Raw genomic sequence first — 26,983 nt, 5'->3', positions numbered from 1 at the left:
TCCGTGACCTCCAGAGAGGTTAGGTTCTCATGCTCGCTGTGTTGCTCATTCACGGCCTTGCAGCCCTGTGTGCACCAGCGATCCTCAAACGAACCGGGCGTTCGGGTTTCTACGCCGTGGCGCTCGTGCCGCTCGGCTCGCTGATCTGGCTGTTCACCCAGACCCCTCGCGTTTACTCCGGGGAGACCAACGAGTGGTACAGCACCCTCGAGTGGATCCCCCAGCTGGGGATCACGCTGTCCTTCCGCATGGATGCGCTGGCCTACATGATGTGCCTGCTGATCCTGGGCGTGGGCGCGCTGGTGCTGATGTACTGCGCGCGCTACTTCAAGTCCGACGCCGATGGCATCGGCGCGTTCGCCGCGCAGCTGGTGGCCTTCGCGGGAGCCATGTTCGGTCTGGTCACCGCGGATGACCTCTTGGTGCTGTTCGTCTTCTGGGAAATCACCTCGGTCCTGTCGTTCCTGCTGATCAGCTACTCGCGCACCAAGCTCGCCGCCCGCCGCGCCGCGCTGCAAGCGCTCGTGGTCACCACCGCGGGTGGCCTGGCCATGCTCGTGGGCATGATCATGCTCGGCGAGGCCGCCGGGACCTACCGGGTGTCGCAGATCGTCGACGCCGCCCCCGAACTGATGGCCTCGTCGGCCACCATCAACGCCGCCATTGTTTTGCTCCTGGCCGGCGCGATCTCCAAGTCGGCGCTGTTCCCCACCCACTTCTGGCTCCCCGCGGCCATGGCGGCACCCACCCCGGTGTCCGCCTACTTGCATGCCGCGGCCATGGTCAAGGCCGGTATCTACCTGGTGGCGCGTTTCGCCCCGGGCTTTGCCGCGACCGACTGGTGGTTACCCATCACGGTGTCCCTGGGCCTGGGCACCATGATCTTCGGTGGTTGGGTTGCCCTGCGCCAGTACGACCTCAAACTGATCCTGGCCTACGGCACGGTCAGCCAGTTGGGCTTCATCACCGCCGTCATCAGCTTCGGTTCAGCCGACACCGCCATGGCCGGAATGGGAATGGTCATGGCGCACGGTCTGTTCAAGGCCACCTTGTTCCTGTGCGTGGGCATCATTGACCACCAGGCGGGAACCCGTGACATCCGCAGACTCTCGGGCGTGGGACGCAGCGCCCCCAAGCTCTTGGTGGTCTCGCTCATCGGCGCCGCTTCCATGGCCGGTGTGCCGCCGTTGTTCGGCTTCGTGACCAAGGAAGCCGTGCTCACCGGTCTCGTGGACCACAGCGGTGAGCCGCTGGGCATGATCCTGCTCGTGGGCGTGGTCGTTGGTTCCATCCTGACCTTTGCGTACAGCGCCCGGTTCATGTGGGGTGGCTTTGCCCGCAAGTCGGGCCAATTCTCCGACCTGGACACCGCGGCAGACGGCCAATCGGTCATCGGTGATTTCAAACCCGCGCCGTGGGGTTTCATGGTGGCCCCAACCGTTCTCGCCGTCCTGACCGTGGTGTTCGGTCTCTTCCCCGGGCCCATGGAAGCCGGCATCAAGCCCTACCAGGAGGAGTTCGCGGACGTCGCCGAGTCCGGCGTGCACCTGGTGCTGTGGCACGGTTTCACAGTGGCCCTCGGATTGTCCGCGCTGATCATTGCGGTGGGTGCGGTGCTGCACCTCGCACGCCGTTACGTGAAACAGTTCCAGGACAAGCTGCCCGAGGTCCCCACGGGTGACTTCGTTTACCGCAAGATCATCAACGCCCTGGACCTGGTGGCCGTGTGGGTCACCGGCCGCACCCAGCGTGGTTCGCTGAAGTTCTACCTGTCCGTCATCCTGGTCACCGCCATCGTGGTGCCCTTGGTTGCATTGTTCTGGTACGAGACCCCTCCGCTGGCCGACACCCGTTACGCGGACTCCCCGGGGCAGCTGGTCACCGGTATCGGCATGATCATTGCGGCGCTGCTGGTGCTCACCGCCGGTAAGCGGTTCCTGGCCGTGTTGCTGGTGTCCGTGACCGGTTACGGGCTGGCATTGATCTTCGCCCTGCAAGGCGCCCCCGATCTGGCGCTGACCCAGACGCTCGTGGAGACCATCATGCTGGTGGCCTTCGTCCTGGCGTTGCGTTCGCTGCCCGGCCCGCTGTGGAATCGCCGTCCCGCCGGTCGTAAGGCCCTCCGGGTGATCTTCTCGGTGGTGTTCGGCCTGTTCATGATGGCCCTGGCCGCTTTCTCGATCTCGTCCCGTTCCGCCGAGCGGATTTCCCTGGAGCTGCCGCGCCTGGCCTACGAGCAGGGCAACGGCGCCAACGTGGTCAACGTGATCCTCGTCGACATCCGCGCCTGGGACACCTTTGGTGAGATCACCGTTCTGGTGGTCGCGGCCACCGGTATTGCTTCCTTGATCTTCGTGAAGAGCCGCGGTGACCGGCTGCGCAGCGAACGCCATCAGCTTGACACGTCTGAGCTGAAGATCATCCGCAGCATGAATGCCGCGGCACACTCCCAGAACGTGAACACCGAGCAACTGGACCTCGCGCGGCGGTTCACCTCGCGCCCGGAGGCAGACCCGTTCATCCTGGCCGGGCGCACCCTGGCACCCGAACGCCGCTCCATCATTTTCGAAGTGATTGCCCGGTTGCTGTTCCACACCTTCATGATGGTGTCCATTTACCTGCTGATCGCCGGCCACAACGACCCAGGCGGTGGTTTTGCCGGTGGCCTCATGGCTGCCCTGGCGCTCACGCTGCGTTATCTGGCCGGTGGCCGTTACGAACTGGAGCGAGCCACCCCCGTCAACGCCGGTTGGATGTTGGGCGCGGGCTTGGCCATCGCCTCGCTCTACGCAATAGCGCCCGTCCTGTTCGGCGGCACGGTCATGCAGAGCTACACGTTCGAATGGGACATGATCATTTTCGGCCACGTGAAGTTCGTGACCTCGGTGATCTTCGACGTCGGCGTGTACCTGATCGTGATCGGCCTGGTCCTGGACATCCTCCGCTCCCTGGGCGGTCGCATCGACGAGCGGAAGGAACGTGAGGCCTTCGACGGCGCAGCCAAGGAGGGCCGCGGTTCCCGCATCCGCGTGACCCGAACCGGCCCGTCCGTGTCCGCGCACCGCGTGGATGACTCCGAGCCGTCCAATGCTTCCGGTGTTCCGGCCCGGGGCAGCAACCCCTCGGAGGTGCAGGGATGACTGTCAACGTGATATTGCTCCTGGTCATGGGCGTGCTGTATTCCGTGGGCGTGTACCTGCTCCTGGAACGTTCCCTGACCCGCGTGCTGCTCGGCATCATGCTCCTGACCAACGGGACCAACTTGTTGATCCTGCACGCGGGCGGGGTCCCGGGATTCGCGCCGCTCTATGATTCCGAGCTCGACGGTTCCGAGTACTCCGACCCCCTACCGCAAGCATTGATTCTCACGGCAATCGTGATTTCGCTGGCCACCACGGCGTTCATCCTGAGCATGATCTACCGCTCCTGGACCCTGGCGCGTCGCGACGAGATCCAGGACGACCTGGAAGACCGCTTTGTCGCCCAGCAGCCCGCCTACGACGCCGAGGACGACGACGCCCTGCCCCAGGACTCCTCCGAATTCACCGATTCGGATGAGCCAAGGGGACGCGCACGCCACAACGAAGAGGAAGCAACTGAGTCCCCAGGACATCACCGAGCACACCACCTGGCTGCGCCGTCGTCCCCGGACTACGTGGAGCACACCGAGGGCCAACGCTTCGAGGGCCACGGGCCCGAGGACACCGGAAGGGAGGAACGGTCATGAGCTATGACTTCGCACAGCTGGCTCCGCTGGCCGTGGTGATTCCGTTCCTGGGTGCCGCGATGAACCTGCTGATCGTGCACCGGAACCGGTTGCAACGTTTTGTGACCATCGGCGCCATGAGCGCGACCCTGGCCCTGAACGTGCTGATCATGATCACCGTGTGGAACCAGGGGCCGCAGGCCGTCCACCTGGGTGAGTGGGCGGCGCCCTTCGGCATTGTGATGGTCGTGGACCAACTGTCCGCGCTGATGCTCGTGGTCTCGGTGGTCGTGTCGCTGGCGGTGTTGATCTACGCCGCGGGTGAGGGCGTTGCTGACGGAGACGACGAAGGCCCCATCTCGATTTTCTACCCCACCTTCTTGATCCTGGTGGCCGGTGTTTCCAATGCGTTCCTGGCCGGAGACCTGTTCAACCTGTACGTGGGTTTCGAGATCCTGCTGACCGCCTCCTACGTCTTGTTGACCATGGGCGGAACGGTGCAGCGCATCCGCGCCGGTGTCACGTACGTGGTGGTCTCGGTGATCTCCTCCGTGCTGTTCCTGATCTCGATCAGCATGATTTACGGCGCCACGGGCACCGTGAACATGGCCGATCTCTCCGTGAAGCTGGCGGACCTGCCGCAGGGCACCCAAATGCAGCTGCACCTGATGCTGCTCATCGCGTTCGGAGTGAAGGCCGCGGTCTTCCCGCTGTCGTTCTGGTTGCCCGACTCCTACCCGACCGCCTCCGCGCCGGTGACCGCCGTGTTCGCGGGTCTGTTGACCAAGGTGGGCGTCTACTCGATCATCCGTACCGAGACACTGCTGTTCCCCGGAACGCAGATCAACGGGCTCTTGATGTGGGTTGCCCTGCTCACCATGGTGGTGGGCATTCTGGGTGCACTGGCGCAGATCGACATCAAACGTATGCTCTCGTTCACGTTGATCAGTCACATCGGGTACATGATCTTCGGTATCGCGGTGGGGACCGAGGAAGCACTGGCGGCGGTGGTCTACTACATTGCCCACCACATCGTGATCCAAACCAGCCTGTTCCTGGTCGCGGGTCTGATCGAGCGGCGCGGTGGCTCCACCAACGTGGATCGACTCGCGGGCATGCTCAAAATTTCACCGTTGCTGGGCATCCTGTACATGATCCCGGCCCTGAACCTGGGCGGTATTCCCCCGTTCTCCGGGTTCCTGGGCAAGGTGGGGCTCCTGGAAGCGGCTGTGAGCCGTGGAACCGGCTTGGATTACCTGCTGGTCGGTGTCAGCGTGTTCGTGTCGCTGCTGACCCTGCTGGCACTGGTCCGCGTGTGGATTCGCGTGTTCCTGCGCAGCGTGGATGATGCCGAGTACCCGGACCCCGTGCTGCGCTCGACCACGGTGGACGGCAAGCAACCCCGGACCTCAGGCCCCGCCGAACGTGCCGGGTCCAGCACGTTCGCCGGCCGCGGTGCCGTGTTGCTCATGCCGAGTTTCATGGTGGGCGCAACGACCGCTCTGGTGGCGGTCGGTGTGGCCCTCACGGTCTTCGCGGGCCCGCTGTTCGACCTGGCCGACAACGCCTCACAGAACCTGATACACCCGGATCGCTACATCGACGCCGTCTTCGCCCCGGCGGGCCAGGGTGGCGTGAGTGAGGAGGCGCAGTGAGTACTTCCCCCACCCAGAAGCGTTTTCAAAGTACGTTCCGCGCCGACATCCCGCTGCTGCTGTGGCTGGTCGTGGTGTGGGGCGCGCTCTGGGGCGATTGGCGCCTGGGGAACTTGGCCTTCGGGCTGATCCTGGCCTTCATCGTGACCCGCGCGCTCACCTTGCCACCCATTGAACTGTCCGGACGATTCAACGTGCTCCACTTCGCGGTGTTCGTGGTGTCCTTCATTTGGCAGGTGGCCACGGCGAGTTTCCACGTGTTCAAGTTGGCACTCGTTCAGGGACCTGCCGTGCAGAACGCCGTGGTCGGCGTGAGATTGCGGCAGAACAATGACCTGTTGATGACCGCCGTGGGGCACACCATGGCCTTGATCCCCGGTTCGCTGGTGATCGAGGTCGATCGCGGTTCGGGCATCCTGTACTTCCACGTCCTGGACGTCGCCAACAAGAAACAGGCCGAGATCTTCCGCGAGTCAGCACTGCGGGTCGAGGCCGCGTGGATCCACATCATGGGCAGCAAGGAAGACCTGCGCGCCCTGAAACAGGAGACCGGAGGCAATGAGACGACCACGACCGGAATGATTCATTCGCCGACCACTCAGATGTATCGCACCGGTGGCGGGCCCGAGCGGGGAGAGGAGTAAACCGTGTTCGAGATAGCCGTGTGGATCTGCGGGGTCTTCCTGGTACTGGCCGCGGCCGGGGCCATTTATCGCCTCGCCAAGGGCCCCTCCCTCCTGGATCGAGTCATTGCCAGTGACGTGTTGCTGGCCATTGTCGGGGCGTCCCTTGCCATCGAGATGGTTTACAACCATCACATGAACAACATTTTCCTCTTGGTCATCGTCTCGCTGGTCGGCTTCTTGGGCTCCGTGACCGTGGCGCGTAACGCGGGAACGGGGAAGTCATGACGTGGGAACTGATTCTGGATGTCGTCGCAGCCGTGTGCATGGTGGTGGGGTGCCTGATGTCGCTGGCCGCGGCGGTGGGTCTGGTGCGTTTCCCGGACCTGCTCTCCCGTATGCACGCCGGTACCAAGCCCCAGGTCTTCGGCCTGCTGCTGTTACTGACCGCGGTGGGCATTGAGGGGCGCGACCCCGCAATGATTCCGTTGCTGATCCTGGCGTGGTTGTTCATGCTGCTGACGGTCCCCGTCTCCGCCCACATGGTGGGTCGGTCGGCGTACCGGTCCAAGCACCTGCGCGAGGAAAACCTCACCCAGGACGACCTCAAGAACGTGATCGAGTACGCGAGTACCAGGCGTGACGACTAAAAATCTCGGCCCGTGGCGGGCCGAGGTGGTCGAAGAACCAGCAACTGCTTCGTATGCTTAGTGAAGCAGCGAGAACCGTGAAGAGGAGCTTTCAATGAGCAAAATGTACGATTTGGCCGGCACCGCAGCATCACTGGGCGGCGTGGCACTGTCCAACAAGGTGCTGACCGCGGGCTGGAAAAAGGTTACGGGTAACGAGCCCCCCGCCAAGAACCCGGACCCGGACGAGGCCTGGCGCGACATCATCGTGTGGGCCCTTCTGACCGGTCTTGTGGGCACGCTCATCAAGGTGGGTGTCCAGCGCGCCATCGCCAAGATGGACAGTGACCAGGACAACACGTCGCAGAGCGAGATCTAAATTTTCCGACTGCCGGAAGCGGCGGGGGTGCGTCCAGCGGACGCGACCCCGCCGCTTCTTTTGGTCTAGGATGAGGCACTAACGACAGGGGAGCGCCCGAGCGGCGCTGAGAGTGCGCACCAGCGCAGACCCTCGAACCTGATCCGGTTCATACCGGCGCTAGGGAGTCGAGCATCTCAAAGGACCCGTGCGCGGCCCGTGCGCGGTTCTTTCCCCTCCTGTACTCATCAGGAGGATGAACATCATGACCCAGGTCAAATCCAGGACCGCCCGTCCGCAGCGGAAATCCCCCAAGAAGTCGTGGCGGGTGGTGGACATCGTGGTGGCTGCGGTGCTGGCCGCACTGTGCGCCGTCGTCTTCTGGGCGTGGGCCAACCTGTTGTACCCGGTGGCGACCACCGCTGCGGTTGCTTACCCGCCGGCCACCGGCCTGATCGGCGGCGGTTGGCTGATCGCCGGCACCCTGGGGGCACTGATCATCCGCAAGCCCGGAGCCGCGATTTTCTGCGAACTTCTCGCCGCCGTCCTGGAAGGCTTCCTGGGCACCCACTTCGGCTGGCCGGTGGTGTTCTCGGGTTTGATCCAGGGTGCCGCCGTGGAGATCGTGTTCCTGCTGAGCCGTTATCGTCGCTTCGGCCCGGCCGCCGCGGCGGCAGGTGGTGCGCTTGCGGGACTGGTCATGGGAATCAACGAAAGCATCATCTACAACTACGAATGGGCCTTCGACCAGCGAGTGGTTTATACGGCTCTCACCACCCTCTCGGGTGCGGTCATCGCCGGGATCTTGATGTGGCTGGTCACCCGGGCGCTGCAGAGGACGGGCGTGCTCAACGGGTTGGCCTCCGGCGCCGCACGACGATGAACGCGCACGTGGCCGTGGAGCAGCGCGGGGCGGACGTGGTGCTCACGGATTTCGGGTGGCACTACCCCGGCCGTGAGGAACCGTCCCTGCGCTGCGTGAGCGCTCGGATCAGGCCGGGCGAGCGTGTGCTGCTGCTGGGCCCGTCCGGAGCCGGTAAGTCCACGCTGCTGCAGGCCATGGCCGGTGTGGAACAGGATCCTGACGGCGAATCCCGCTCCGGGGAACTCACCGTCAACGGCGTGGATCCGCGCGACGCGCGCGGATCGGTGGGTTTCATGCACCAAGATCCCGAGACGCAGGTCATTTTGGGGCGCGTGGGCGACGACGTCGCTTTCGGCCTCGAGAATCTCGCCGTACCTCGCGACCAGATCTGGTCCCGGGTGGAGGCAGCGCTTGCCGAGGTCGGGTTGGACCTCCCGCTCGATCATTCCACCACCTCGCTGTCCGGGGGGCAGAAGCAGCGCCTGGCGTTGGCCGGAACCATGGCCATGCGCCCACAGCTCCTCCTGCTCGATGAACCCACCGCCAGCGTGGATGAACGGGGCGCGGTCGAATTGCGCGACGCGGTGGACCGTGCGGTGTCACAGGCGGGCACCACGATGATCGTGGTCGAGCACCGAGTCGGCCTCTGGGAATCCGTGGTGGACCGAGTGCTGGTGCTCGACGACAACGGGAGCGTAGCGTTCGACGGTCCGACCCGCGAGGTCCTCGTGGACGCGCGCGAACTCTTGCAACGGCAGGGTACGTGGGTTCCGGACTGGACACCGTCCACCATTCCCGCCCCGGCGTACGACCAGCAGGCAACGCCGCTGCTGGAGGTCCACGACCTGGCCGTGAGCCGAACCCAGCCGAGCGCGCGAGCGGTGGCGCGGCGGCGTCGTCGGGCGCGTAAAGCCTGGTCCCGCGGAACACCGGGACGGGACGAGATATGCGCTACCGAGAATGTTGTGCCGGTCGCCCACAGCATCACCCTGACCGTGCGCGCGGGTCAGGCGCTGGCCGTCACGGGCGAGAACGGCGCCGGGAAGTCCACGCTGGCGCTGACATTGGCGGGATTGCTCTTGCCGTGCGCGGGAACCGTGAAAGCCACGCGGGCTCTCGCCGGGAACGCTCCCGCTGACCCCTCGCTCTGGGAGGGAACGGAGCTCATCACCCGCATCGGCAGTGTCTTCCAGCACCCGGAGCATCAGTTCCTCTGCTCGTCCGTGCGGGCCGAACTTGAATACGGGCCGCTCCGGACGGCCCGCCGCGGTACCGACTCGGGGCTGGACGAGACGCGCATTGACACCCTGCTGCGCCGTCTGGACCTGGCGGAGATCCAGGACGCCAACCCGTTCACACTGTCCGGCGGGCAGAAACGGCGGCTATCGGTGGCGACCGTGCTGGCCTCCGCCCCGCAGGTGCTCATCCTCGACGAGCCCACGTTCGGCCAGGACGCGCAGACCTGGCGTGAGCTGGTCGACATGCTCGTCGAAGAGATGGAACGGGGCACCGCCGTGGTGGCCGTGACCCACGACCGCGAACTCATCAAGGCCCTCCACGCGGTGGAAGTGAGGTTGGGAGCATGAGCGTGAGCGCCATTGCCGATTCCGTTCGAGTCAGTCCCATGGGCCGTTCCAACGCGCTGGTCAAACTCCTGGGTGCCTTGCTCATCACCGTGGTGCTGGTCGTGAGCGCGGACCCCGTGACCAGCGGTCTTGCCCTGCTGGGCCAACTGGTGTTGCTGGCCGCCGCAGGGCAGAAACCCCTGCGTCTGCTGGTCACCCTGTGGCCCATCACCGTGGCGGCACTGATCAGCGGGTGGGGCACCGCCATGCTGTCCCCGGAGGGCGGAACCGAGCTGGTGAACCTGGGCTGGATCACGGTGACCACGGGCTCGCTGGCCGCCGGTGCGGCCATTGCGCTGCGTGGCCTGGCCATTGCGCTACCCGGTATCACGGTGCTGCTCACCACCGACCCCACCGACCTGGCCGACGGGTTGGCGCAGACCCTGCGACTGCCCGAACGATTTGTACTGGCCTCGCTGGCGGCGTTGCGACTGGTCGAGGTCATGGTCAAGGAATGGTCCGTGCTCGCTTCGGCCCGGCGCGCACGCGGCGCCGGCAATGATCACGGACCCGTGGGCACGGCCAAGGAATTCGGGGGGCAGGCATTCACCCTGCTGGTCCAGTCACTGCGCCGCGCCACACGCCTGGCCATGACCATGGAAGCGCGCGGATTCGGAGCCGGAAAGCGCACGTGGGCGCGCGTTCCCCACTACGGCCGCGTGGATCTCTACACGGCTGGGGCCGCCGTGCTGATCGCCCTCGGGGCCCTGGGCGTGTCACTGCTGTTGGGAACCCACAGGTTCATCTGGCAGTAGCGGGCCCGCCATTGTGTCACTCGGGTACGCCCTCCACGGTGGGACGTGGCGGGGTGATTGATCCGCCGGGGTAGTTGTGTACTCGGCGGGTCAGTGACCCACCAGGTACCCGGTCAGCAGCTGTGTGAGGTCGCGGGTGTGGGGCAGCGGTTGCTGGTCCAGGCGCACCACGGGCACCGCGAGCCGCACGGACGAGGTGAGCCAGACGGCGTCCGCGCGCAGCAGGTCCGCCGGGTAGAGCGGACCGTAATCAATGCGCCAGCCATCCTTGCGCGCCGCCGCGAAAATCCGCGCCTGGGACGTGCCCGGCAGGATCCCGTGCGAGGGCTCCGGGGTCACCAGGGTGCGCTCGCCGCGCCCCGTGCGGGCGCAGATCACGGACGACGTCGCGGCCTCCAGGACGCGGCGATCGGTCGAGGTGGTGAAAATGGCCTCGTCCGCGCCCAGATCCCGCGCATGGCGAAGTGCGGCCATGTTGACCGCGTAGGACAGGGTCTTGGCGCCGGGTAGTAACCACGCGCAGCCGGAGTCCTCGGCGGGGTCGTGACCGCGCTGCAGCAGAACGGCGGCCACACCGTTGCGCCGCACGGCAAAGGTTTTTTCGCCGACGGGGGTCACCGTGAGCCAGGCCCACGGGGCACCACCGGGGGCGCCGCGGCTGATACTGAGTTTGATCGAGTGCTCCGCACCCAAACCTGCGTTGCCCCCCGGGCCCGCGTTCTCCAGACCCAGCGCAATGGCGGTGCGGCAGGAATCCTCGGACGGCACCGGGAGCTGGGCCAGCCGGGCGGAGGTGCACAACCGCCGATAATGCGCACCGAACTTGTAGACCTCGCCCTCCAGGGCATGCATGGTCTCGAACACCCCGTCACCACGGGTCAGGCCCTCGTCATCGATCAGCACGAGCGGCTGTACGGGATCCACCAGGTGGGGCTGCCGATCCACGGGGGCCATCATGACCACTGCGCGTTGGGCCTCGCTCATGACCGGCCCCGTTCACCGTTGGAAGATGCCGCGGCGTCGGGGACCGGGCCGGGGTGCAGGACATCCGCGTTCTCCCAGACCGGATCGGCAGCAAGATAGGACTCTTCCTGTTCCGCCCACGCGTCCCAGAACTTTTCGTAGGATCGGCCGTCGCGTTCCATGGCGCGCAGCTTTCGTGACGCGGCCGGCAGCTCGATCCACACCGAGGTGTCGAGCAGCGGCCGGGCCAGTTCATTGCACGCGCCCACGCCTTCCACCAGGACGATTTCCGCGGCCCGGGTCAGTCGTGGAGTGCCGGGTTCATTGGTCAACCAATCCCACGCGGTCCAATGGGCGTCCTCCCCGCGGCGCAGTGGCTGAAGCACTTCGCGCACAAAGGTGTCCATGCCCTGCGCCAGGCCGTTCCACCCCGGGTAGATGTCCTCCAAATGAAACACCGTGACGTCGTGCCGGCGCTCGAGTACGGCAGCCAGCTGCGCCGTGAGGCTGGTCTTCCCGGCACCGGACCGACCGTCGATGCCGATGATGAACGGCCGCTGTGTGGGCACGGGAAGCAGCCGTGCGAGATTCACGCCGTCGGGGTAGGCCGCGAACAGGGCGTCGTCGAAGTTCTCCTCGGGATCGATCACCGTCTCGTCAGCCTTTGCGAGACCTCGGAGACCACGTGCGGGGCGGCCGCGCGGATCTGCTCCCAGGCCAGGTCGAAGTCATCGGCGCCGCCGTACCAGGGATCGGCGATGTCCAGGTCGTTGTCGTGGAAATCCTCGGCGCCGAACGAGCGCATGAGCCGTACCTGGTCTGCCTGCTCATCCCCCAGCCGACGCCGCAGTTCCGCTTGGTGCGCGGCGGTCATGGCCAGCAACAGATCCGCATCCCGGAGCTCATCGTCGGTGATGCGGTGGGCCTGGTGGTCGGGCAACTCGAGGTCGTTACGGGCCAGTACGGTCGCAGCGCGGGAGTCCACGGGATTGCCGTGTTCCTCATCGCTGATTCCGGCGGACATCACCCTCACCTGATCCTGCAATCCGGCGGCGGACAGCTGCGCATCGAGCAGGGCATGGGCCATGGGGGAGCGGCAAATGTTGCCGGTGCACACCGTGACGATTTTGAACATGACCTCCACTCTACGAAACTTCCCACGGATGTGGCGGGTCCGCGCCATCTCAAGCCACACAAATGAGGGCCCGGTACCGATCGGTACCGGGCCCCCGGGGCAAAGCAGCGGGCTATTGACTGCCGTCTACTGCAGAGTGGATGATTCCTTGCCCCGCTGCCAGGGGGCCTTCTCGTTCGGGGTGGTTTCCGCAATGTCGTCCGCGGGAGATGACGACCAAGCGGTCTGGTACTCGAAGTCGATCTCCTTGCCCTCCTCATCCGTCTGGCGGTACCACTCGGTCACGGACGGGTCGTGCGAGTCGAAGTCCTGACCCGCCGCGCGGTGGCCTTCGGCGTGCTCCACCTGCAGGGCGAAGTCATCACCGTGTTCGGCCAGACCCGTGGAAACGGCCTTGTCCACGGCGGACGAGGCGAAGCGCGAACGCAGGGTAGCGGGATCCTTGCGGAGGTCCTTGAAGAGCGAAATCATCATGCCCGCCATGATGATCGCGAACGGCAGTGCGGAGACGATCACCAGGTTCTGCATGCCGGCCAGGGCGTTGTCGCCACCCACCAGCAACATCACAATGGCGATACCGGCCAGACACAGGCCCCAGAAAATCACGATCCACTTGGCTGGGACGGGCTTGCCCTTCTGCGTCATGGTGCCCATGACCACGGAGGCCGAGTCCGCGCTGGTGACAAAGAAGATGCCGATCACGATCATGGCCAACACGGAGGTGATGGCGGGCAACGGCAACTGGTCCAGCAGACCGAACAACATGGACTCCGCGCCGTTCGCCACGGTCAGATCCGCACCGTTCTGCGCGTAGTACATGGCCGAGCCACCGAAGATGATGAACCACAGGACACACACGGACGCCGGCACCACGAGCACCACGGTCACGAACTGACGGATGGTGCGGCCGCGGGAGATCTTGGCGATGAACATGCCCACGAACGGCGCCCAGGACATCCACCAGGCCCAGTAGTACACGGTCCAGGTGCTGGAGAACTCCGCGGCGGCGGGACCCCACGCGGCCGACTGGCCGGTCATGAACAGGTACTCGGAAATGTAGGTGGAGAACACGGACGGGATCAGGCTGAGCATGAACACCGTGGGCCCCACGACGAACACGAACAGCGCCAGGATGAAAGCCAGCACCAAGTTCGTGTTGGAGAGGTAGCGGATACCGCGCGAAACACCGGAGACCGCGGACACGATGAAGGCGATCGACAGGACGCAGATCACGATGATGGGCACCGTGTTACCGCCCGGTTCCACATCGCCCACGATCTGCAGACCCTGCGTGATCTGCATGGCACCGAAACCCAAGGAAGCGGCGGTGCCGAAGAGCGTGGCGAAAATGGCGAACACGTCAATGAGCTTGCCGAGCGTGCCTTCCACCCGGCGTTGACCCAGCAGCGTGGTGAAGATTCGGGAGATCAACGGAGCACGGCCCCGGCGGTATGCACCGTAGGCCACGGAAACACCCACCACCGCGTATATGGCCCAGGGGTTGAGCGCCCAGTGGAACGCGGTCTGGACCAGGGAATACACAACCATCGAGTCGTCACCGGCGTCGGCCACGCCCTCGAAACCGGGGATACCGCCCTCGAAGTACGTCATGGGCTCGAACGCGCCGTAGAACATCAAGCCAATGCCCATACCCGCCGCGAAGAGCATGGCCAGCCAGGAGAAGAAGGAGTATTCGGGCGGCTCGTTGTCGCGGCCGAGCTTGATGCGGCCGGTGCGGGTGAAGCCGATGACCAGCATGAAGAGAACGGACGCGGTGGAGAGCAGGATGAAGAACCAGCCGGTGTTCGCGGTCACCCAGGCCAAGGCGGTGGATGAGACGTTGGTCAGGGTTTCGGTGGAGAGGATGCCCCACAGGATGAAACCCACGATCAGGGCCGCGGTGACCAGGAAGACCACCTTGTCCGTGGCGAAACTCAGCTTGCGGTCTTCGACACCCACGCCGGGGACCAACGCCGGGTGGATCCCGTGGGGGTAGGTCAGCTCATCAATGATCTTGCGTGATTTGCTGCGGTTGTCCCGGTAGATGATCTCACCGTTGGGCGGTTCAACGGTCACGGACGAACCGGAACCGGTTTGCTGTTCTGACGGGTGTGGTGGCGTGCTCAAGACGGTCCTCCTGGACATGGCGTCGAGTGAATGAGTCGTGAAATCGAGAGAGGTGTGTCTCCTAAGTAGAGGCGGGGCCCTGCGCTACCTGACACGCGTCAATGGGAGGCCCGCGCACAAGCAGACGACTATATCGAGTTCTCGGTGTTTAGTCAGGCTGCCCGATCGTGACCTCATGGATGTTGGCTCCATCACATTGAGCGCGTTCGACTCAACTTTACTTGACTTCTGGCGCTCATGTGGCAAACTTGAGTCATAACAACTCATGTTTGACATTTGTCCCGAGTGCTCGCGCGTCGAGTGGGCGGGAACAGACCCAAGCAGTCGAAAGAAAGGACTCGCAACTATGTCTCGTGCAGTAGGTATTGACCTCGGCACCACCAACTCCGTGGTCGCCGCCCTCGAAGGTGGCGAACCCGTCGTTATCGCCAACGCGGAGGGCAACCGCACCACCCCTTCCGTGGTTGCGTTCTCCAAGGACGGCGAAACCCTGGTGGGTGACGTCGCCAAGCGTCAGGCCGTCACCAACGTGGATCGCACCATTGCGTCCGTGAAACGTCACATGGGTACCGACTGGAAGACCCAGGACATCGACGGCAAGAAGTACACGCCGCAGGAAATCTCGGCCCGTACCCTCATGAAGCTCAAGAACGACGCCGAGGCGTACCTGGGCGACAAGGTCACGGACGCCGTGATCACCGTTCCCGCGTACTTCAACGACGCCGAGCGTCAGGCCACCAAGGAGGCGGGCGAGGTCGCGGGCATGAACGTGCTCCGCATCATCAACGAGCCCACCGCCGCGGCCCTGGCCTACGGTCTGGAGAAGGGCAAGGAAGACGAGCTCATCCTGGTCTTCGACCTCGGTGGCGGTACGTTCGACGTCTCGCTGCTGGAAGTCGGCAAGGATGACGACGACTTCTCCACCATTCAGGTCCGTGCCACCGCCGGTGACAACCGTCTGGGTGGTGACGACTGGGACCAGCGCATCGTGGATTGGTTGCTGCAGCAGGTCAAGTCCAAGACCGGTGCGGACCTGTCCAAGGACAAGATCGCCCTGCAGCGCCTGAAGGAGACTGCGGAGCAGGCCAAGAAGGAACTGTCCTCGGCCACCTCGACCAACATCTCCTTGCAGTACCTATCCGTGACCCCCGAAGGTCCGGTGCACCTGGATGAGAAGCTCACTCGCGCCAAGTTCCAGGAACTGACCCAGGACCTGTTGGCTCGTACCGAGAAGCCCTTCAAGGACGTCATCTCGGAAGCCGGCATCAAGGTGGGCGACATCGATCACGTGGTGCTCGTGGGTGGCTCCACCCGCATGCCCGCGGTGGTCGAGAAGGTCACCGAGATGGCTGGCAAGGCTCCCAACAAGGGCGTGAACCCGGATGAGGTCGTGGCCGTGGGTGCCGCGATCCAGGCCGGTGTCCTCAAGGGTGACCGCAAGGACGTTCTGCTGATCGACGTGACCCCGCTGTCCCTGGGCATCGAAACCAAGGGTGGCGTGATGACCAAGCTCATCGAGCGCAACACGGCCATCCCCACCAAGCGTTCCGAGACCTTCACGACCGCTGAGGACAACCAGCCGTCCGTGTCCATTCAGGTCTTCCAGGGCGAACGTGAGTTCACCCGGGACAACAAGAACCTGGGTACCTTCGAGCTGACCGGTATCGCACCGGCTCCGCGTGGCATGCCGCAGATCGAGGTCACCTTCGACATCGACGCCAACGGCATCGTGCACGTGTTCGCCAAGGACAAGGGCACCAACAAGGAACAGTCCATGACCATCACCGGTGGCACGTCCCTTTCCAAGGACGACATCGATCGCATGGTCAAGGATGCGGAAGCCAACGCCGAATCGGACAAGAAGCGCCGAGAGGCCGCTGACCTGCGCAACAACGCAGAGCAGACCGCCTACTCCGTGGAGAAGCTGCTCAGCGAAGACGAAGGCGCACTGCCCGAGGACGTCAAGTCAGAGGTTCAGGCCGATGTCGATGCCGTCAAGTCCGCGCTGGAAGGCGAAGACGACGACGCCGTGAAGACCGCGTTCGACAAGCTGCAGACCTCGCAGACCAAGATCGGTGAGGCCCTGTACGCGCAGTCCCAGGCAGATGGCGCCGCCGATGCCGGTGCGGGCGAGGCTCCCAAGGAAGATGACGACATCGTTGACGCCGAGGTTGTCGACGATGAAGAAGACAACAACGGAAAGAAGTGAGCATGAGCGATTCCGAGAACACCAAGGGTCACGGCCAGTCCGTGCCGGAGGAGGACCCGGAGCACCCCGCTCACGCCCAGTCCGGTGAGCAGCAGTCCCAGGGCGAGCCGGGATTGACCGTGGATGACATCCTCGGCACCCCGCAGTCCGAGGGCGTCGAAGCTGCCGACGCGGCGTCGTCGAACCCCGACGACGCCGCCCCGGCGGGCGAGGACGCCGCTCAGAAGCTCGCGGACGAGCGACTTGAGGATCTGCGTCGCCTGCAGGCGGAGTTCGTGAACTTCAAGAACCGCACCTCACGCGAGAAGGAACAGCTGCGGGACTTCGTGTCCGGTGACATGATCACCGCGCTGCTTCCGGTTCTGGACGACATCGAGGCCGCACGCAAGGCGGGTGACCTCACGGACGGGCCGTTCGCGGCGATCGCCACGAAGCTCGAGGAGACACTGACTCGTCAGGGTCTCGAGCGGATCGGTGACGTGGGCCAAGCCTTCGACCCCACCGTTCACGAGGCCGTCTTGCAGCAACCCACCGACCAGGTGGAACCGGACCACGTGTCCCTGGTGCTGCGATCGGGTTTCAAGATCGGTGACCGGGTGGTCCGCGCGGCTCAGGTGGCCGTGGCGGCACAGCCGTAAAGCACCACGAGGTTCAGGGCGGGTCTTCATGACAAGACCCGCCCTGACTCGCACAAAACACATACTCTTAGTTGAAAGGAGGCGTCATGGCCAGTCAGGACTGGATCGATAAGGATTTCTACAGTGTCCTGGGCGTCTCCAAGGACGCATCCCCGGCCGATATCAAGAAGGCCTATCGCAAGCTGGCCCGCAAGTATCACCCGGACCAGAACCCAGGGGATGCCGCCGCGGAGAAGAAATTCAAGGACATCTCCGAGGCCAATTCGGTGCTGTCCGACACCGAGGAACGCGAACAGTACGACGCGATCCGTGCCATGGGCTCCGGTGCTCGCTTCAGCGCGGGTGCACCCGGTGGTGGCGGCGCCGCCGGTAACGCGAGCTTCGAGGACATCTTCAGTGGGATGTTCGGCGGCGGAGGCGGTCGACGCGCGCGCCACTCCACATCCGGTGGGGGCGGGTTCGAGGACCTGTTCGCGCAGTTCGGCGGTCAAGGTGGTGACACCCGGTTCAGCACCTCGGGCGGACCCGCCTACGGTGCGCCCGGTGGATACGGCGGTTATCAGGGCCCGCCCGCCAAGGGCGAGGACATCCACACGACCACCACCATTCCGTTGCGTTCGGCGTACAACGGCACCACCGTGAAGTTGCGCCGTGGCAACGGTCAGACCACCACGGTGCGGGTGCCCAAGGGCGTCAAGGACGAACAGCGACTCAAGGTGTCGGGCAAGGGCCATTCCGGCCCGGGCGGAAACGGCGATCTGATCGTGACCATCAAGGTCAGGGATCACCCGTTCTTCAGCCGCGACGGACAGAACGTGGCTGTCACCGTTCCGGTGACCGTGGGCGAAGCCGCCCTGGGTGCGACCCTTGAGGTGCCCACCCTGGACGGGAATCACGTGAACGTGAAGATCCCGGCGGGCACGTCGTCCGGGCGTCGTTTCCGCGTCAAGGACAAGGGATTCACCTCGGGATCCACGACCGGCAACATGATCGTGACTGTCGACATCGAGCTTCCCGAGTCGCTGAATGCCGAAGCCAAGAAAGCAGCGGAGGCATTCGCGCAGGCCACCGAGGATTTCGATCCTCGAGCCGGTCTGAGCGAGAAGGCGGCGAAGTGACATGGCCTTCGACTTCACGCAGCCGGTGTTCGTGACCTCGGTAGCCGCCGAGCTCGCGAAGATGCACCCGCAGACCCTGCGGCAGTACGACCGTCTGGGTTTGGTGACGCCTTCTCGGGCGTCCGGTAGGGCGCGTAGATACTCCCAGATGGATGTCGAGAAACTGCGCCAGATCCAAGCGTTGTCGCAGGAAGGCGTGTCGCTGGAGGGCATCAAGCGGATCATTCAGCTGGAGAACCAGGTGCACGCGTTGCAGTTACGCGTCACGGAACTGTCCGAAGAACTGGACCGGGAACGTGAATTACGCCGAGAGTCCTCCAGAATCTTCGCCGCGGGCGCTTCCGGAGACGTGGTGCGCATGGCCCGCGGTTCCCGGCCCGCACCCCGCAAGGTGTCCCAGGCCCTCATGCTGTACCGCCCGGCGAAGGTGCACGGCCTGAGGAAGTGAACAAGCGGCGTCGACGAGACGCGGCATGACACGCGCGCCGGCCTCCCCTCGAGGAGACCGGCGCGTTTCCCCGTTGCGGCTACTTTTCGGAGCCGTCCTGAGACGGGACGACGTCGTTCGGCTCGGCGTACTCGCCGGTCGCGTGGTCGTACAGGATGGGGTTGCCGTTGGGTGGTGGAGGCCAGAGTGGGCCCGCTCCAGAAAATGGGTTCCCCTTGGCCGGCATGAACGCCCTCCGGTGCGCCTGAGGGGCCGTTAGAACCTTCTTCACCTGGTGGAAAGGTTCCAACGGCCCCTCAGATGCGGGACGGGGCTCTGCCGACCCCGCAGGTGTTCCCCAATCACCGACGGCGGTACGTCAGGTCCCTCGGAATCCGCCCGGCCTCGGTGGCCTTGCGTTCGAAGCTCGTGAGGATGCGGCCCTCCCAGCGGGGAGCCCACCCTTGTTCGGGGTTCACATCGGTGGCGGCGGGACCGGGGTTCACGTTCTCGAAGTCGGCGGAGGCGCCGTCGAGGACTTCGCGCATGACCACTGCATATTCCTGCCAGTCGGTGGCCAGCCGCCACAATCCACCCTGTTCCAGTACGCGGGCCGCCAACCCGGCGAAGCGCGGGGACACCAGGCGTCTCTTATGATGACGCGTCTTGTGCCAGGGATCCGGGAAGAACACCCACAGCTCATGCACCGAACCGGGCTCCAGCATGGACTCCAGTACTTCGGGAGCGTTGGCCTGGGCAACCCGAACATTGGTCACACCCGCCTGCGATGCCTTCATCAGCAGGTCCGCGATACCCGGCTTGTAAACTTCCACGGCCAAGTGGTCCAGCTCGGGGTGCGCGAGCGCATGATTGACTATTGCCTCACCCAGACCCGAGCCGATCTCGACCACCAGCGGTGCCTTGCGGCCGAACAGCGTCTCGTGGTCCAGCCGGAAGGACGGATCCACGGAGGTGTCCGTCATGACGCGGGGGATGTTCAGAACCCACTGAGAGGCGTACTCGTCCCACGCCTTTTGGCGCTTGGGGGAGAGACGATCTCCGCGGCGCACGAACGAGTACGGCTGCTTGTGGAAGACCGGGCGCTCGCCGGAGGTCTGTGAATCGGGGTTCTGGGCGGAATCATTGCTGGAGTTCATCGTTGAACATCCTAGGTCCCCGAGCGACATATTGATTCACGGGGAACGAGGAAGGCCCTAGCATTGAGTGGCCCGCAGCCGCTTCGGTGGGCCCAGGATCGAGCCGGGCACCACACGGACACACAGAGCGGGACACCACCCAGAGGAGCAGGACACCCATGAGCCAGAGTTCCGCCGAGTCCCACCCGTTCCGGAGCCGTTTGGGTCTGAGTCCGCGGTTGGATCGTGTGCTGTTGATCGGTGCGCTGGGCATCCTCTCCGCGGTCAGCCCCATGGCCACGGACGTGTACCTCGCGTCCATGCCGGACATGAGTGAGTACTTCGGTACCACGGCGTCGCTGGTCCAACTCACCCTCACCACCTACATGATCGGCATTGCGCTGGGGCAGTTCGTGCTGGGCCCGCTGTCCGATGTGCTCGGTCGACACAAGCTCATGGTCGCCGGCAACGCGTTGTTCGTGGTGGCTTCGCTGGGCATCGTGTTTGCGCCCACCATTGAAGTGGTGCTGGCCCTGCGCGCGATCCAGGGTGTCGCCGGTGCCGCCGGAGTGGTGATCGCCCGCGCCATGGTCTCGGACATGACGACCGGCCGCACCGCCGCGCAGCTCTACTCCATCCTGGCCCTGATCACCTCGCTCGCGCCCGTGGTCGCCCCGCTGCTGGGTGGGGTGATCGCCACGGTCGCGCAGTGGCAAACCGTGTTCTGGGTGCTGACGGGTTTCGGGTTGTTGATGCTCGCGTGCTCGGTGTTGGTGATCCCCGAAACACTCCCCAAGGCCATGCGCTCGCAGGGCGGCATGGGCCGGATCGTGCGCAACGCGGTCACGGTTGTGAAGGACCGCTGGTTCACCCTGTACGCCCTGACCTTCGCGTTCGGGTTCGGTTCCCTGTTCTCCTATGTCTCGGCGTCGTCCTTCGTGATCCAGAACGTAATGGGCTACAGCGCCCTCGCGTACTCGGTGATCTTCGCCGTCAATGCCGCCGGCGCAATCGTCACGGCCATGCTCAACACCCGACTGGTCAAGAACCGCGAACCGCGCGCTCTCCTACTCATGGGGGTCATCGGCATGAGCGCGACCGCGTGCCTCAACATGATTCTGGTGCTCCTGGGTGTGGTGGGCATCCCCACGCTGATACTGTTGTTCCTCATGCAGTCCTGCATCGGGTTCATCTTCGGCAACGCGGTGGCCCTCGCCCAGGACCGCGCGCACGCCCATCGCCTGTCCGGCACGGGATCCGCGGTGGTGGGTATGTCCCAGTTCGTCCTGGGCGGCATCGTCTCGCCGCTGTCCGGCCTGGCCGGAGACCACTCCGCCGTCCCCATGGTCGTAACCATGGCCGCGTGCGCACTTGTCGCGCTCGGCGCGGTTCTGGCCGCCCGCAGATAACGCGTCCCAGACCACAGGGGCCGACGACGCCGCCCCCGCGAGCGACGTCGTCGGCCTCCCGGGGCGCGCCAGAAGTGAGCGAAAGGGCCGACACAACCACCCGGCGAACGCCCGTTACCTGGGGATTGGCTTTGAATGTGATTCAATTCCACCCAACGAGATACAGCTCACAATGTAGTGACGTATCACAGACCCCACCTCTCAACCCGAGGAATCTCTATGATTGAGTCACTCACCGGCATTCTGGATACAGCAGGCAGCTTCATCTGGGGCCCGTTCTTCCTGATCCCTCTTCTGTTGGGAACCGGTATTTATCTGACCATCCGACTGGGTGGCATCCAACTGTTCAAATTGATCCCCGCATTGCGACTGGCGCTGTTCGAACGTCAGGACAAGGACGCCCCCGGCGGTGACGTCTCCCAGTTCCAGGCACTCACCACCGCGCTCGCGGCCACCGTGGGCACCGGCAACATCGTGGGTGTGGCCACGGCCATCTCCATTGGCGGCCCCGGCGCTCTGTTCTGGATGTGGGTCACGGGTGTGGTCGGCATGGCCTCCAAGTACTCCGAGGCGTTCCTGGGCGTGCGATTCCGTACCCGTGATGCCGCCGGCGAGATCTCGGGCGGCCCGCAGTACTACCTGAAACGCGGCATCCCCAATGGATTCGGCACGTTCCTGTCGCTGTTCTTCGCGATCGCGGCGGTGCTGGCATCCTTCGGTATCGGCAACATGACGCAGGGCAACTCCATCTCCGCGAACATGGAGTCCTCCTTCGGTGTGCCCGTGTGGATCACCGGCCTGATTCTGGCCGCGCTGACCCTGCTGGTTCTGGTGGGCGGCATCAAATCCATCGGCAGGGTCACCGCAGGTTTGGTGCCCGTCATGATCATTTTTTACGTGCTGGGTGCCCTGTACATCCTGATCGCCAACGTGGACGCCATCCCCGCAGCTTTCGCCTTGATCTTCGGCGATGCCTTCAGCGGCACGTCCGCCGTTGGCGGCTTTGCCGGTTCCGCCATCATCCTGGCCGTCCAAATGGGTGTGGCCCGCGGTATCTTCTCCAACGAGTCCGGCATGGGGTCGGCCGCTATTGCCGCGGCCGCGGCCAAGACCACTCACCCGGTCCGTCAGGGCCTGGTGTCCATGACCCAGACCTTCATCGACACGATCATCGTGGTGTCCTGCACCGGCCTGGTCATCGTGACCACCGGCGTGTGGGACCAGGGTAAGGACACCGCCGCGACCATGACCGGCGAGGCATTCGCTCACGGCTTGCCCGGAGTGTGGGGCCACCTGATCGTGACCGTGGGCCTGGTGCTCTTTGCCTACTCCACCATCCTGGGCTGGGCCTACTACGGTGAGCGGTGCATGGAGCGGCTTTTCGGTCGCCGCGCCGTGATGCCCTACCGGGTGTTCTTCTCCGTGGTCGTGTTCATTGGCGCAACCGTTCCGTTAGCCATCGTGTGGTCCTTCTCGGACGTGATGAACGGCTTGATGGCGCTGCCCAATCTGCTGGGTCTGCTGATCCTGTCCGGGCTGATTGCGCGCGAGACCAGACACTACCTGCGCAACGACCCCAAGCTGCGGGCCACCCGAGAGGACGTGGACACCTTCATGAAGGACCGCGACGGTGGTATCGACACGTACGAGCTCACCAACCGTTGATCACGCGGAAGCAGTTCGTTCGCCGAGCCGTGTGATTGTTGAGTCAGCGGAACGACCCCCGGGCCACGAGCCCGGGGGTCGTTCCCATGTCGGCGCTGCCCTCGCGGTGGTGAGGAGTACTGTCTGACGGTATGACTCATGAGCGCGTCGCAGAAACTTCGCATGACCGGCCTGGTCTCAGCCTAGGTCTCACCAATCGACACATCCAGCTCATCGCGATCGGCGGTGCTATTGGCACCGGCCTGTTCATGGGATCCGGGCGCACGATTTCCTTGGCGGGTCCCGCCGTGGTGTTCGTGTACATGACCATTGGGTTCTTCCTGTTCTTCGTCATGCGGGCCATGGGTGAGCTGTTGCTGTCCAACCTGCATTACAAGACGTTGGGCCAGCGTGAAGAACTTCGGCGAGATGGAGTTCTGGTTCGCCCTGATCAAAATCGTGGCCATTCTGTCGTTGATCGTGGCGGGTGTGATCATGGTGGCTACCAGGTTCACCTCTCCGGACGGTCACGTGGCGCAGGTGTCCAACCTGTGGAACAACGGCGGCTGGTTCCCCAACGGAATCATGGGCGTCGTCGCAGGATTCCAGATCGCTGTGTTCGCGTTCGTAGGTCTTGAGCTGGTGGGTACCACCGCCGCCGAGGCACGCAATCCCCGTAAAACCCTGCCGCGCGCCATCAACTCGGTGCCCGTGCGCATCCTGATCTTCTACGTGGGTGCGCTGTTGGCCATCCTCATGGTGACCCCGTGGAGCTCGGTCGACCCCGGGCAGTCCCCGTTCGTGTCCATGTTCTCGCTCGTGGGTCTGGCCGGCGCGGCCTCCGTGGTCAACTTCGTGGTGCTGACCTCGGCGATGTCCTCCGCCAACGCCGGCGTGTTTTCCACCTCCCGCATGATGTTCGGCCTCTCCGCCGAGGGCAGTGCCCCGCGCTTCTTCCGCTACCTGAGCACCGCGGGTGTGCCGGCCCGCGCCCTGGGCGTCACAGCGCTCGTGCTCCTGCTGACCATCCCCGTGCTGTACGCGGGGGACTCGATCATTGCCGCCTTCACCCTGATCACCACCGTGGCTGCGCAGCTGTTCATGTTCGTGTGGTCCATGATTCTGGTGTCCTACATCTGCTACCGCCGCAAGCACCCGCAGCGCCATGCGGCCTCCGAGTACAAGATGCCCGGCGGCCTGTTCATGTGCGTGGCGGTGCTGGTGTTCTTCGCGTTCGTGGTGTGGACGCTCACCACCGAACCCGAAACGGCGGCGGGTCTGGTGTCCCTGCCCATTTGGCTGGCCGGTCTGGGTATTGCGTGGGCGTTCGTGCGGCGCACGGCAACCCACCGACAGGCGTTCGAGTGGTTCAAGGCCGAGATGGAGAAGCCCGTGGATCATGCCGAGCTGGAGAGGTAATACTCCGGTCGTGCTGAGCCTGTCGGCACCGACCAGTGCCTAAGCTGGGGGCATGACTCGACTGCCCTCGCCCCTGACACTGTCCTGCCCGTCCGGTTCAGGTACGGTCCGCACGTACGGCGCCCATGTGATGTCCTGGGCGCCCACCGGTGCCGATCCGGTGGTGTGGGTGTCGTCCCAGGCCAAGGACAGTGTGGGGGAGGCCATCCGCGGCGGTGTACCGATCTGCTTCCCGTGGTTCGGCCCCGGCCGCTCCGGGGATTTGAAACCCGCCCACGGGTTCGCGCGCATCACGGAATGGAAGCTCGCGGACAGGATTTCTGAGGACGACGCCGCTGCCGCCACCGCGCGCTTCATCCTCACCCACGAGGACATCGACCCTCAGTTACGCGGCGCGTTCCCGCACCCGTTCCGCGCCGTCTACACCGTGGATTTCGGAGCGGAGCTGATCATGTCGCTGACCGTGACGAACACCGGATCCACCGCGTTCGAATTCGAAGAAGCACTGCACACCTACCTGTCGGTGGGGGATTCCCGGCGCATCAGCATCGATGGCCTGGACGGCGCACGATACTTCGACAAGGTGGCCCAGCAGGAGGAGCAGCAGTCCGGTGCCGTGACGATCACGGACGAAACCGACCGCGTGTACCACTCCCAAGACACCGTGCGGGTGAAGGACCCCGCCATGGGGCGCACCATCACGGTGGCCAAGGAGGGCTCGGCCAATACCGTGGTGTGGAACCCGTGGACGGAGAAGTCCAAGGCCATGGACGATTTCGCGGATGCCGAGTGGCAGTCCATGGTGTGCGTGGAGACCGCCAACGTGCTCGGTGACGCCGTTCACGTGGATGCCGGTAAGTCCCACACCATGACCCAGCGCTTGTCGGTGAGCCGCGATTCGCTACTTCGGTGACGCGGCGCCGTCCGGGCGGTTCGGCGAACTCGAGGGATCAACGGCTCTGAGCTTCGGCACGGAACCGGTTTCGCTGAGCCCGGGACGGTTCGACGCAAAATCCACCGTGTGATCGATTTGCGCATCCAGTGCACCCTGGTGATCGCCCATGAAGTGGTCGATCTCTTCGGGTGTGGCGGTGAACGTGGGATCATTCTTGAGGTACAGCCTCGTTTCGCGCACCACCAGGCCGGACAGCAGGATCAGTCCGATCAGGTTGGGGATGGCCATGAGCCCGTTCATGATGTCCGAGAAGGACCACACCAGCGTCAACGGTGCCAGTGCTCCCAGGCCGGCGGCAATGGAGAACAGCACACGGTAGACGGCCGCTGCCTTGTAGCCGGCCAGGCGTTCCATGTTGCGCTCGCCGTAGTAGGCCCAGCCCAGCACGGTCGAGTACCCCAGCAGGACGAGGCAAATGGTCACCACGATCCCGCCCCATTCGCCGGGCAGGCCGGTGGAGAACGCGATGGAGGTCATCGTGCCGGGGTTGCCCTGGTCCCACACACCGGTGGTGAGGATGACGAAACCGGTGATCGAGATGACCACCAAGGTGTCCACGAAGGTCTGGGTCATGGACACCAGGCCCTGTCGCACCGGGTGGCTGGTCTGAGCCACGGAGGCCGCAATGGAGGCGGTGCCCATGCCCGACTCGTTGGAGAACAGCGAACGGGCAGCGCCCATCTGGATGGCCATCATGATGGTGGAGCCCACAAAGCCGCCGGTGGCGCCCATGGGGGTGAACGCGCCGGTGAAGATCAAGCGGATGGCCTCGGGGATGCCCTGGAAATTGACGCCGATGATGTATAGACCCGAAACGATGTAGAGAACGATCATCAGCGGCACCATCAGTGTGGTGACCTTGGCGATGGAGCGGATGCCTCCCAGAAGCGCCAGACCGGTGGCCACGGCCAGTACCACGGCGGTGAGCAGGGGCGGCACGGAGAAGGTGTGTTCCAGGTTGCTCGCAATGGCGTTTCCCTGGGTCATGTTGCCCACACCGAAGGTTGCCACCACACAGCACACCGCGAACATGAGAGACAGGAAACGCCCGAATTTGTTGGGAATGCCACGCACCAGGTAGACCTGCGGCCCACCGGTGAGTTGCCCGGATGAGTCACGTGTGCGGAACCGGACACCCAGGAAGCATTCCGCGTACTTGGAGGCCATGCCGAACAGGGCAGTGATCCACATCCAGAACAATGCGCCCGGGCCCCCAATGAAAATGGCAGCGGCCACACCCACGATATTTCCGGTACCCACGGTCGCGGCCAGCGCGGTGGACATGGCCGCGAACGAGGAGATTTCACCTTTCCCACCCTGCTGCTTGGAACGGCGGCCGAACCCCAAGCTCATGGCCTTGCCGAACAGCAAGAACTGGATGCCCCGAAGTCGCACGGTCAGGAAGATTCCCACGCCCAACAGTAGGGGGATCAGGAGCCAGGGACCCCAAATCACATTGCGGATGGCATCGAATATTGATTGCAGCGTGTCCATGGGGAGCCGTGGCTTTCCTCGAGGGGGGGGTCTACGAATTGATGGTTAACGTACCAGCGAGTCGTGTGCGCCCTACCGCTCATTCGGCGGCGA

Annotated in this window: 23 protein-coding genes, 1 pseudogene and 1 riboswitch; of the genes and pseudogenes, 18 read left to right on the top strand and 6 right to left on the bottom strand. The window is 64.5% G+C overall.

The features are described 5' to 3' along the window. Window positions 1-29 precede the first annotated feature (29 nt). The 10 genes from ABEA06_RS00935 (at window position 30) to ABEA06_RS00890 (ending at window position 10,216) form a co-directional block, all read left to right on the top strand. Window positions 30-3,140, top strand: coding sequence for a Na+/H+ antiporter subunit A (locus ABEA06_RS00935; RefSeq protein WP_345310263.1), 3,111 nt, complete (start codon window positions 30-32; stop codon window positions 3,138-3,140). After that, window positions 3,137-3,727, top strand: coding sequence for a Na(+)/H(+) antiporter subunit C (locus ABEA06_RS00930; protein WP_303382346.1), 591 nt, complete (start codon window positions 3,137-3,139; stop codon window positions 3,725-3,727). Before ABEA06_RS00935 ends, ABEA06_RS00930 begins: the two co-directional genes overlap by 4 nt. Beyond that, window positions 3,724-5,361, top strand: coding sequence for a Na+/H+ antiporter subunit D (locus ABEA06_RS00925; RefSeq protein WP_345310262.1), 1,638 nt, complete (start codon window positions 3,724-3,726; stop codon window positions 5,359-5,361). The genes ABEA06_RS00930 and ABEA06_RS00925 overlap by 4 nt, the downstream gene beginning before the upstream one ends. After that, window positions 5,358-6,005, top strand: coding sequence for a Na+/H+ antiporter subunit E (locus tag ABEA06_RS00920; protein WP_345310261.1), 648 nt, complete (start codon window positions 5,358-5,360; stop codon window positions 6,003-6,005). Before ABEA06_RS00925 ends, ABEA06_RS00920 begins: the two co-directional genes overlap by 4 nt. Before the next feature lie 3 nt (window positions 6,006-6,008). Continuing rightward, on the top strand, window positions 6,009-6,272 hold the full coding sequence (locus tag ABEA06_RS00915; protein ID WP_303382349.1) for a monovalent cation/H+ antiporter complex subunit F: 264 nt from the start codon (window positions 6,009-6,011) through the stop codon (window positions 6,270-6,272). Beyond that, entirely contained in the window at window positions 6,269-6,634 is a 366-nt protein-coding gene (mnhG, locus tag ABEA06_RS00910; protein WP_303382350.1) for a monovalent cation/H(+) antiporter subunit G, read from the top strand. Before ABEA06_RS00915 ends, mnhG begins: the two co-directional genes overlap by 4 nt. A 94-nt stretch (window positions 6,635-6,728) precedes the next feature. Next, window positions 6,729-6,992, top strand: coding sequence for a DUF4235 domain-containing protein (locus ABEA06_RS00905; RefSeq protein WP_312395773.1), 264 nt, complete (start codon window positions 6,729-6,731; stop codon window positions 6,990-6,992). Between the two features lie 76 nt (window positions 6,993-7,068). Continuing rightward, a riboswitch (TPP riboswitch) is annotated at window positions 7,069-7,175 on the top strand. Window positions 7,176-7,236: 61 nt separating this feature from the next. Next, complete coding sequence (locus tag ABEA06_RS00900; protein ID WP_345310260.1) at window positions 7,237-7,854, top strand: ECF transporter S component; 618 nt, start codon at window positions 7,237-7,239, stop codon at window positions 7,852-7,854. After that, window positions 7,851-9,422: an ABC transporter ATP-binding protein gene (locus ABEA06_RS00895; RefSeq protein ID WP_345310259.1), complete on the top strand. Its 1,572-nt coding sequence runs from the start codon at window positions 7,851-7,853 to the stop codon at window positions 9,420-9,422. Before ABEA06_RS00900 ends, ABEA06_RS00895 begins: the two co-directional genes overlap by 4 nt. After that, window positions 9,419-10,216 carry an energy-coupling factor transporter transmembrane component T family protein gene (locus tag ABEA06_RS00890; protein WP_312395779.1) on the top strand — a complete coding sequence of 266 codons (798 nt, stop codon included), beginning with the start codon at window positions 9,419-9,421 and terminating at the stop codon, window positions 10,214-10,216. The genes ABEA06_RS00895 and ABEA06_RS00890 overlap by 4 nt, the downstream gene beginning before the upstream one ends. 90 nt (window positions 10,217-10,306) lie before the next feature. Here the strand turns inward: ABEA06_RS00890 and ABEA06_RS00885 are convergent, their stop codons facing one another. From ABEA06_RS00885 to ABEA06_RS00870, 4 genes are all read right to left on the bottom strand, one after another. Next, a complete protein-coding gene (locus ABEA06_RS00885; RefSeq protein ID WP_303382355.1) occupies window positions 10,307-11,200 on the bottom strand; it encodes an aminotransferase class IV in 894 nt (297 codons plus the stop codon). Then, window positions 11,197-11,829, bottom strand: coding sequence for a uridine kinase family protein (locus ABEA06_RS00880; protein ID WP_303382356.1), 633 nt, complete (start codon window positions 11,827-11,829; stop codon window positions 11,197-11,199). Before ABEA06_RS00880 ends, ABEA06_RS00885 begins: the two co-directional genes overlap by 4 nt. Continuing rightward, window positions 11,826-12,314: a low molecular weight protein-tyrosine-phosphatase gene (locus ABEA06_RS00875; protein WP_345310258.1), complete on the bottom strand. Its 489-nt coding sequence runs from the start codon at window positions 12,312-12,314 to the stop codon at window positions 11,826-11,828. The genes ABEA06_RS00880 and ABEA06_RS00875 overlap by 4 nt, the downstream gene beginning before the upstream one ends. A gap of 126 nt (window positions 12,315-12,440) precedes the next feature. After that, complete coding sequence (locus ABEA06_RS00870; RefSeq protein ID WP_345310257.1) at window positions 12,441-14,441, bottom strand: BCCT family transporter; 2,001 nt, start codon at window positions 14,439-14,441, stop codon at window positions 12,441-12,443. 346 nt (window positions 14,442-14,787) lie between these two features. Here ABEA06_RS00870 and dnaK point away from each other — a divergent pair, with 346 nt between their 5' ends. The 4 genes from dnaK (at window position 14,788) to ABEA06_RS00850 (ending at window position 18,854) form a co-directional block, all read left to right on the top strand. After that, window positions 14,788-16,650, top strand: a complete 1,863-nt coding sequence (dnaK, locus tag ABEA06_RS00865; RefSeq protein WP_345310256.1) for a molecular chaperone DnaK — start codon at window positions 14,788-14,790, stop codon at window positions 16,648-16,650. Continuing rightward, window positions 16,647-17,288, top strand: a complete 642-nt coding sequence (locus ABEA06_RS00860) for a nucleotide exchange factor GrpE (RefSeq protein WP_345310255.1) — start codon at window positions 16,647-16,649, stop codon at window positions 17,286-17,288. The genes dnaK and ABEA06_RS00860 overlap by 4 nt, the downstream gene beginning before the upstream one ends. Window positions 17,289-17,374: 86 nt before the next feature. After that, the gene (locus ABEA06_RS00855) at window positions 17,375-18,406 is read left to right on the top strand and encodes a J domain-containing protein (RefSeq protein ID WP_345310254.1); all 1,032 of its coding nucleotides are present in this window, start codon (window positions 17,375-17,377) and stop codon (window positions 18,404-18,406) included. 1 nt (window position 18,407) lies between these two features. Then, the gene (locus ABEA06_RS00850; RefSeq protein WP_345310253.1) at window positions 18,408-18,854 is read left to right on the top strand and encodes a heat shock protein transcriptional repressor HspR; all 447 of its coding nucleotides are present in this window, start codon (window positions 18,408-18,410) and stop codon (window positions 18,852-18,854) included. Window positions 18,855-19,195: 341 nt separating this feature from the next. Here the strand turns inward: ABEA06_RS00850 and trmB are convergent, their stop codons facing one another. Next, window positions 19,196-19,990, bottom strand: coding sequence for a tRNA (guanosine(46)-N7)-methyltransferase TrmB (trmB, locus tag ABEA06_RS00845; RefSeq protein ID WP_345310252.1), 795 nt, complete (start codon window positions 19,988-19,990; stop codon window positions 19,196-19,198). Between the two features lie 158 nt (window positions 19,991-20,148). Here trmB and ABEA06_RS00840 point away from each other — a divergent pair, with 158 nt between their 5' ends. The 4 genes and pseudogenes from ABEA06_RS00840 (at window position 20,149) to ABEA06_RS00825 (ending at window position 25,354) form a co-directional block, all read left to right on the top strand. Beyond that, on the top strand, window positions 20,149-21,378 hold the full coding sequence (locus ABEA06_RS00840) for a multidrug effflux MFS transporter (protein ID WP_312397616.1): 1,230 nt from the start codon (window positions 20,149-20,151) through the stop codon (window positions 21,376-21,378). Window positions 21,379-21,597: 219 nt separating this feature from the next. Further along, complete coding sequence (locus ABEA06_RS00835) at window positions 21,598-23,043, top strand: alanine/glycine:cation symporter family protein (RefSeq protein WP_345310251.1); 1,446 nt, start codon at window positions 21,598-21,600, stop codon at window positions 23,041-23,043. Window positions 23,044-23,174: 131 nt separating this feature from the next. Next, window positions 23,175-24,441: pseudogene (locus ABEA06_RS00830) on the top strand (amino acid permease). A 52-nt stretch (window positions 24,442-24,493) separates the two neighbouring features. Then, window positions 24,494-25,354, top strand: a complete 861-nt coding sequence (locus tag ABEA06_RS00825; RefSeq protein ID WP_345310250.1) for a D-hexose-6-phosphate mutarotase — start codon at window positions 24,494-24,496, stop codon at window positions 25,352-25,354. Here ABEA06_RS00825 and ABEA06_RS00820 read toward each other — a convergent pair. Continuing rightward, complete coding sequence (locus ABEA06_RS00820; RefSeq protein WP_345310249.1) at window positions 25,343-26,890, bottom strand: alanine/glycine:cation symporter family protein; 1,548 nt, start codon at window positions 26,888-26,890, stop codon at window positions 25,343-25,345. The genes ABEA06_RS00825 and ABEA06_RS00820 overlap by 12 nt on opposite strands. Between the last annotated feature and the right edge of the window lie 93 nt (window positions 26,891-26,983).

The sequence above is a fragment of the Kocuria gwangalliensis genome (assembly GCF_039544365.1).
In the GTDB taxonomy this organism is placed as follows: domain Bacteria; phylum Actinomycetota; class Actinomycetes; order Actinomycetales; family Micrococcaceae; genus Kocuria; species Kocuria gwangalliensis.
This window is presented reverse-complemented; position numbering and strand designations above follow the sequence as displayed.

Excerpts from the sequence above, each read along its gene's own strand:
- ABEA06_RS00935 (WP_345310263.1), top strand. The coding sequence starts at position 30 with ATGCTCGCTGTGTTGCTCATTCACGGCCTTGCAGCCCTGTGTGCACCA.
- ABEA06_RS00930 (WP_303382346.1), top strand. The coding sequence starts at position 3,137 with ATGACTGTCAACGTGATATTGCTCCTGGTCATGGGCGTGCTGTATTCC.
- ABEA06_RS00925 (WP_345310262.1), top strand. The coding sequence starts at position 3,724 with ATGAGCTATGACTTCGCACAGCTGGCTCCGCTGGCCGTGGTGATTCCG.
- mnhG (WP_303382350.1), top strand. The coding sequence starts at position 6,269 with ATGACGTGGGAACTGATTCTGGATGTCGTCGCAGCCGTGTGCATGGTG.
- ABEA06_RS00905 (WP_312395773.1), top strand. The coding sequence starts at position 6,729 with ATGAGCAAAATGTACGATTTGGCCGGCACCGCAGCATCACTGGGCGGC.
- ABEA06_RS00900 (WP_345310260.1), top strand. The coding sequence starts at position 7,237 with ATGACCCAGGTCAAATCCAGGACCGCCCGTCCGCAGCGGAAATCCCCC.
- ABEA06_RS00895 (WP_345310259.1), top strand. The coding sequence starts at position 7,851 with ATGAACGCGCACGTGGCCGTGGAGCAGCGCGGGGCGGACGTGGTGCTC.
- ABEA06_RS00890 (WP_312395779.1), top strand. The coding sequence starts at position 9,419 with ATGAGCGTGAGCGCCATTGCCGATTCCGTTCGAGTCAGTCCCATGGGC.
- ABEA06_RS00885 (WP_303382355.1), bottom strand. The coding sequence starts at position 11,200 with ATGAGCGAGGCCCAACGCGCAGTGGTCATGATGGCCCCCGTGGATCGG.
- ABEA06_RS00875 (WP_345310258.1), bottom strand. The coding sequence starts at position 12,314 with ATGTTCAAAATCGTCACGGTGTGCACCGGCAACATTTGCCGCTCCCCC.
- dnaK (WP_345310256.1), top strand. The coding sequence starts at position 14,788 with ATGTCTCGTGCAGTAGGTATTGACCTCGGCACCACCAACTCCGTGGTC.
- ABEA06_RS00855 (WP_345310254.1), top strand. The coding sequence starts at position 17,375 with ATGGCCAGTCAGGACTGGATCGATAAGGATTTCTACAGTGTCCTGGGC.
- ABEA06_RS00850 (WP_345310253.1), top strand. The coding sequence starts at position 18,408 with ATGGCCTTCGACTTCACGCAGCCGGTGTTCGTGACCTCGGTAGCCGCC.
- trmB (WP_345310252.1), bottom strand. The coding sequence starts at position 19,990 with ATGAACTCCAGCAATGATTCCGCCCAGAACCCCGATTCACAGACCTCC.
- ABEA06_RS00840 (WP_312397616.1), top strand. The coding sequence starts at position 20,149 with ATGAGCCAGAGTTCCGCCGAGTCCCACCCGTTCCGGAGCCGTTTGGGT.
- ABEA06_RS00835 (WP_345310251.1), top strand. The coding sequence starts at position 21,598 with ATGATTGAGTCACTCACCGGCATTCTGGATACAGCAGGCAGCTTCATC.
- ABEA06_RS00825 (WP_345310250.1), top strand. The coding sequence starts at position 24,494 with ATGACTCGACTGCCCTCGCCCCTGACACTGTCCTGCCCGTCCGGTTCA.
- ABEA06_RS00820 (WP_345310249.1), bottom strand. The coding sequence starts at position 26,890 with ATGGACACGCTGCAATCAATATTCGATGCCATCCGCAATGTGATTTGG.